The sequence below is a fragment of the Magnetococcales bacterium genome (genome assembly GCA_015231175.1).
Classification (GTDB): Bacteria; Pseudomonadota; Magnetococcia; order Magnetococcales; family DC0425bin3; genus HA3dbin3.
The window spans coordinates 1-5415 of record JADGBZ010000130.1; the positions used below are offsets into that span (position 1 = coordinate 1).

At 58.1% G+C, this 5415-nt stretch carries 4 protein-coding genes; 3 read left to right on the top strand and 1 reads right to left on the bottom strand.

Features of this window, described 5'->3' with window-relative positions; translation table 11 throughout:
* The first annotated feature begins 145 nt into the window (after positions 1-145).
* Together HQL63_15600 and HQL63_15605 are read left to right on the top strand one after the other, a co-directional pair.
* On the top strand, positions 146-919 hold the full coding sequence (locus tag HQL63_15600) for a pyrroline-5-carboxylate reductase (GenBank protein MBF0178251.1): 774 nt from the start codon (positions 146-148) through the stop codon (positions 917-919).
* Entirely contained in the window at positions 886-1563 is a 678-nt protein-coding gene (locus tag HQL63_15605; GenBank protein ID MBF0178252.1) for a YggT family protein, read from the top strand. The genes HQL63_15600 and HQL63_15605 overlap by 34 nt, the downstream gene beginning before the upstream one ends.
* A gap of 245 nt (positions 1564-1808) precedes the next feature.
* Here the strand turns inward: HQL63_15605 and HQL63_15610 are convergent, their stop codons facing one another.
* The gene (locus HQL63_15610; protein ID MBF0178253.1) at positions 1809-2228 is read right to left on the bottom strand and encodes a hypothetical protein; all 420 of its coding nucleotides are present in this window, start codon (positions 2226-2228) and stop codon (positions 1809-1811) included.
* Between the two features lie 606 nt (positions 2229-2834).
* Between HQL63_15610 and gyrB the strand changes: the two genes are divergently transcribed.
* Positions 2835-5279: a DNA topoisomerase (ATP-hydrolyzing) subunit B gene (gene gyrB, locus HQL63_15615; protein MBF0178254.1), complete on the top strand. Its 2445-nt coding sequence runs from the start codon at positions 2835-2837 to the stop codon at positions 5277-5279.
* Positions 5280-5415: the final 136 nt, after the last annotated feature.

Genomic DNA, 5415 nt, shown 5'->3' on the forward strand with positions numbered 1-5415 from the left:
AAGGGCTCTGCCCTTGACCCGCCAGGGAGCCAGCCCCCTGGACCCCGATTCCTGAAAAACCACGGGGCTTTGTCTTCAGGCCCCATTTTTGAGGGAGATTAGCTTGATTTCAGACATCACCATCGCCATTCTGGGTGGCGGCAATATGGCATCGGCTCTGATCAGCGGACTTTGTCAGGCCAGCTTTCCACCCGAGCGCATCCAGGTTGCGGAACCAGACACTTCACGGCGCACCACCTTGCAGGAACGCTTCGGGGTTACGGTGCAAAGCGACAACAAGGCCGTAGTAGCCAACGCCCATGTTGTGGTGGTAGCTGTCAAACCGGGTGTAGTTCCCGAGGTGTTGCGGGAGATACGCGCCACGTTGCCGCCCCAGGTATTGCTCCTTTCCATCGCTGCCGGCATCTCTCTGGCCCGCCTGAGCGAAGCTTTGTCTCCGGGCCAACCCATCGTGCGCGCCATGCCCAACACACCGGCCCTGATCGGGGCGGGCATCACGGTTCTCTGCCCAGGAGATAGAGTGGCACCTTCCATGGTGGCCATGGCACAGGATATCATGCGGGCGGCGGGTGATGTGGAGGTCATTCGGGATGAAAAACTCATGGACGCAGTGACTGCCTTGTCGGGCTCCGGTCCGGCCTACCTCTACCTCGTTGCCGAGGCCCTGTCCGATGGTGGTGTGGCGTGCGGCCTGCCGCGGGAATTGGCCGACCGCTTGGCACAACGTACTCTTTTGGGAAGCAGCCGCCTGCTGGTGGAAAGCGGGCAACACCCGGCTGTCCTGAAAAACCAGGTCACCTCTCCTGGCGGTACGACCATCGCCGCCTTGCGCCGCCTGGAGGCCTCCGGCGTGCGCAGTGCCCTCATGGAGGCTGTGGTGGCAGCATGGCAACGTTCTCGGGAATTGAACAACGCCTGACCTTGGACCAGGAGTTTGTCATGGGAATTTTTCACTCGATCGGTGCACTGCTGGGGTTCATTCTGCAAATCTACTCCTGGATGATCCTGGCCCGCGTCCTTCTCTCCTGGGTCAATCCAGACCCTTACAACCCTGTTGTGCAGTTTCTGGCGCGACTGACCGACCCGGTGCTGCGTCCGCTGCAACGCCTTATCCCCAGCATAGGTGGCTTGGACCTTTCTCCCATCGTGGCCATGATGGGCATCATGATGGCGCAGCGCCTGGTGGCTGCCTTGTTCAGTGGGGTGCCAGCCGGTCTGGCCGTGGGTGTCCTGGCTGGAGAAGTTTTAACCATTCTCCATTTGTTCCTGACTCTCTACATGCTGCTGCTGGTGGCCCGTGGTGGCATCAACATCCATTCCTGGCTGACCTTTAAACAGGGGAGATCACCTAGGTTCAATTTGCGTCATCCCGTCAATTTGTTTCTGTATCAGGTTACAGAACCCTTGTTGCGGCATTTGCGGCGTTGGGTACCGACTTTCGGGCCGCTGGATGTGTCGCCCCTGGCGGCGGCGTTTCTGCTGCTCATGCTTCTCTTCCTGATCCAGAGTGCGGGGATGGCGGTCACCTCTCCGGCGGAGTCTGTTGACTATATTCTGCCTTGAGGATGCACCTGACGGTCCAGGCTTTTCTTTGCGTAACGATTCACCCACCGCCAACGAATCGGGGTCCAGGGGGCTGGCTCCCTGGCAGGTCCAGGACGGAGTCCTGGTGGGGTTCGGGGCGAAGCCCTGACAAAAGCTTTCATATCCAAGCTTTTCTTGCAAGGGTGGTGAATCGTTGCTTCTTTGTAAGGGTACCGAAGAGTTGCCCCGCTGAGGGTACCGAAAGGTTGCCCTGTTTCAAACTCTCAACTCAACAATTGCAGGGTGCGCGATGTATCCAGGTTTCCCAATGACCCAAGCAACAAGGGGGCGAGGTCAGCCGACTGATTGGCCAGATGCATCGTGATGGCTTGCACAGTCGCCAAACTGCCGGAGGTCTGGGAGACGTTGGACGTATCCCAGGAGCTGACGCCAGGCCGGAGAGAGTCGTTGTGCCTGAAGGCCAACAGTTTCCCGGAACCAAACGTGGCGCCGGGGATGATTTGGTCATGTCCCTTTTGGGTCTTGCCAGCGCCGGCCTGAAGATTGTTGCGCTCACTTTGCGTCGGAGTTGGAGAGGATGGCAACGTCGAATCCAACCCTCCCTGGTGGGTGGAGGAACCCTGATTTGTTGTCCCGTAAGGGGACACCAACAACGAATGGACCGCATTGAAATCGATGGCCACGACACTCCTCCCAAGTGAATCCGTCAAAGCGCGGAGTCCGACGGTACTTCTCTCCGGCCTGTGTTGAACTGTCCTGCAATTTTTTCCCCGGCGAGCAGAAGATCTGGGAAAATTTTGCCACCTGACCATGAAACACGTCGGATGGGTCTAGGTGGTGGACAATCTTGGGTGTTAATGAAGCAATATTCGTGCCAAATTAAAAAATATGGAACCACTCAGCTTTGACAAACCTGCCATGCGGCTTTTGCAGACCTGCCATATATGGACCCACCCCCGCACGCCTCCATCCCCACCACAACCGGATCACCGCAATGTCGATACCGATTGTCGTAATATTCATCTCGGACCCTCCCTCTCTCAATGTGACAGGTTTGGTACTGCTTTCCAGTGTGGCCCATCAGAGGCCGAATTTGAAGAGGGGTGGGTCCATCCCATCACCAGGGAGCCAGCCCCCTGGACCCCGATTCGTTCTGGTCAATGGCACACCATGCTTTTTATGGTATCTTGGCAGGGTCATTTTGATTTTATGGAGGCCTTGCCCTCTGGCCCCACTCCTTCGGAGCTTACCAACGCATGAGTGACCTTCCCACGAACAATATGAACGGCATGAGCGACCTGCCCGCCAGCGAAACCCAGGAAAGCGGCAACTCCACCTACGGCGCCGACAGTATCAAGGTTCTCAAGGGGTTGGATGCGGTCCGCAAACGCCCCGGCATGTACATCGGCGACACCGACGACGGGACCGGTCTGCACCACATGGTCTTTGAGGTGGTGGATAACGCCATCGACGAAGCGTTGGCCGGGTTTTGCGACCACATCGAGGTTACCATTCACACCGATGGTGGCGTCACCGTGCGCGACAACGGACGGGGCATCCCTACCGATCTTCACGAGGAGGAGGGGCGCTCCGCCGCCGAGGTGATCATGACTGTTCTTCACTCCGGCGGAAAATTTGATCAAAACTCCTACAAGATTTCCGGCGGTCTGCACGGCGTAGGCGTCTCTGTGGTCAACGCCCTGTCGGAGCGCCTGGAAATGACCATCCGGCGTGGTGGGGAGGTGTGGTACCAGGAATACAGCGAGGGGACGCCTCTGGGCGACATCAGGGTGACCGGTACGACCCAGATCACGGGAACCCAGATCACCTTCTGGCCCAGCCGGCAGATATTTCACGATGTCACGGAGTACTCTTTCGATATTCTTTCGCAACGCCTGCGGGAGCTCTCTTTTCTGAACTCCGGCATCAAGATTCGCATCCACGACCAGCGCACCGACAAGAGCAACGATTTTCACTACGAGGGGGGCATACGCTCCTTTGTCGAGCACCTGAATCGTGCCCGCACGCCGCTTTTGGAACCCCCGATCTGCTTTGTGGATGACCGGGAGCAGGTTCACCTGGAGGTGGCCATGTTGTGGAACGACGGCTACCAGGAGAATGTTTTTTGTTTCACCAACAACATTCCCCAACGTGACGGGGGAACCCACCTGGCGGGTTTTCGCGCCGCCTTGACCCGAACTGTCAACAACTACGCCACCAACTCCGGTCTGCTGAAAAAGGAGAAGATTGCTCTTTCCGGCGACGATTGTCGCGAGGGTCTGACGGCAGTCATCTCCGTCAAGGTGCCCGACCCCAAATTTTCTTCGCAGACCAAGGAAAAGTTGGTCTCTTCCGAGGTGCGTGCGGCGGTTGAGGGGATTGTCGCTGAAAAACTGGCCGTTTTTTTGGAGGAGAATCCCCAGGCGGCCAGGGAGATCGTTGCCAAGACCGTCGAAGCAGCCGCAGCCCGGGAGGCTGCCCGCAAGGCGCGTGAACTCACCCGTCGCAAGAGCGCCCTGGAGATCACCTCCCTGCCCGGCAAGCTGGCCGATTGCCAGGAACGGGATCCGGCCTTGTGTGAACTTTACCTGGTCGAGGGGGATTCCGCCGGAGGTTCCGCCAAGCAGGCCCGGGATCGTAAATATCAAGCGATTCTTCCCCTCAAGGGAAAGATTCTCAACGTCGAAAAATCACGCTACGACAAGATTCTCACCTCTGCCGAAGTGGGCACCCTGATCACTGCCCTGGGAACCGGCATCGGGCGTGAGGAGTACAACATCGACAAACTGCGGTATCACCGCATCATCATCATGACCGACGCCGACGTGGATGGCGCACACATCCGCACCCTGCTCCTCACCTTCTTCTACCGGCAATTCCAGGAGATCATCACCCGGGGACATTTGTTCATCGCCCAACCTCCCTTGTACCGCGTCCAACGCGGCAAAAAGGAGATTTATCTTAAGGATGATTCACAGCTTGATGAATTACTTATGAAAAATGGCGCAGAGGGGATGGTGTTGCACACCGCGACAGCGGCCATTGATGGGGAGGCGTTGGATCTGCTCATTCGGGATGCCCATCGTTATCGGCGCCATCTGGAGCGCCTGGCGCGGCATCAGGATGCTTTGGTGTTGCGTGCCGCCACGGCGGGTTGTCGTTTGAGCCTGACAGAGTTGGAGACACCCCAGAAAGCTGCCACGGCCCGTGACCGTTTGCTGGATGCCATTCAGCGGCAGTCCGGATCCGATGGGCGGGTGACTGTCACTGTCGATCAGGATCCTGAAACGGGTGTGCAATCCCTGCACGTCGAACGGATTGTGCATGGCGTACCTTCCAGGACCAGGCTGGATACCGCTCTGTTGCGTTCGCCGGAGTTTCGCGAGATGGGCCGATTGGCAGCGGAGATTCATGCCCGGATGGGCGATATGGCCACCCTGGTCAAAGGCAGCCGTTCCCTCTCTGTCACCGGGCCCGACTCCCTGGTGGAGCATATTATCACCGAGGGGCGCAAGGGACAAACCTTCCAGCGTTACAAAGGTTTGGGAGAAATGAATCCGGGTCAGCTGTGGGATACCACCATGAATCCACAGGTGCGGACGTTGTTGCAGGTCAGGGTGGAGGATGCCGTTGCCGCCGACGAGGTGTTTACCACGCTGATGGGAGATGCTGTCGAACCAAGGCGGGATTTTATCCAATCCAATGCGCTCAACGTCAGCAATCTGGACGTATAGAAAGCCTGACGCATTGGGATCCTGGGGGCTGGCTCCCTGGTGGGTCAAGGGCGTCGCCCTTGCGGGGTCCGGGGCAGCGCCCCGTTTTGTTTTTGTACGCCCCCCTTTTCCCAGGCCTTTTTTGCGCTTTTTGCAA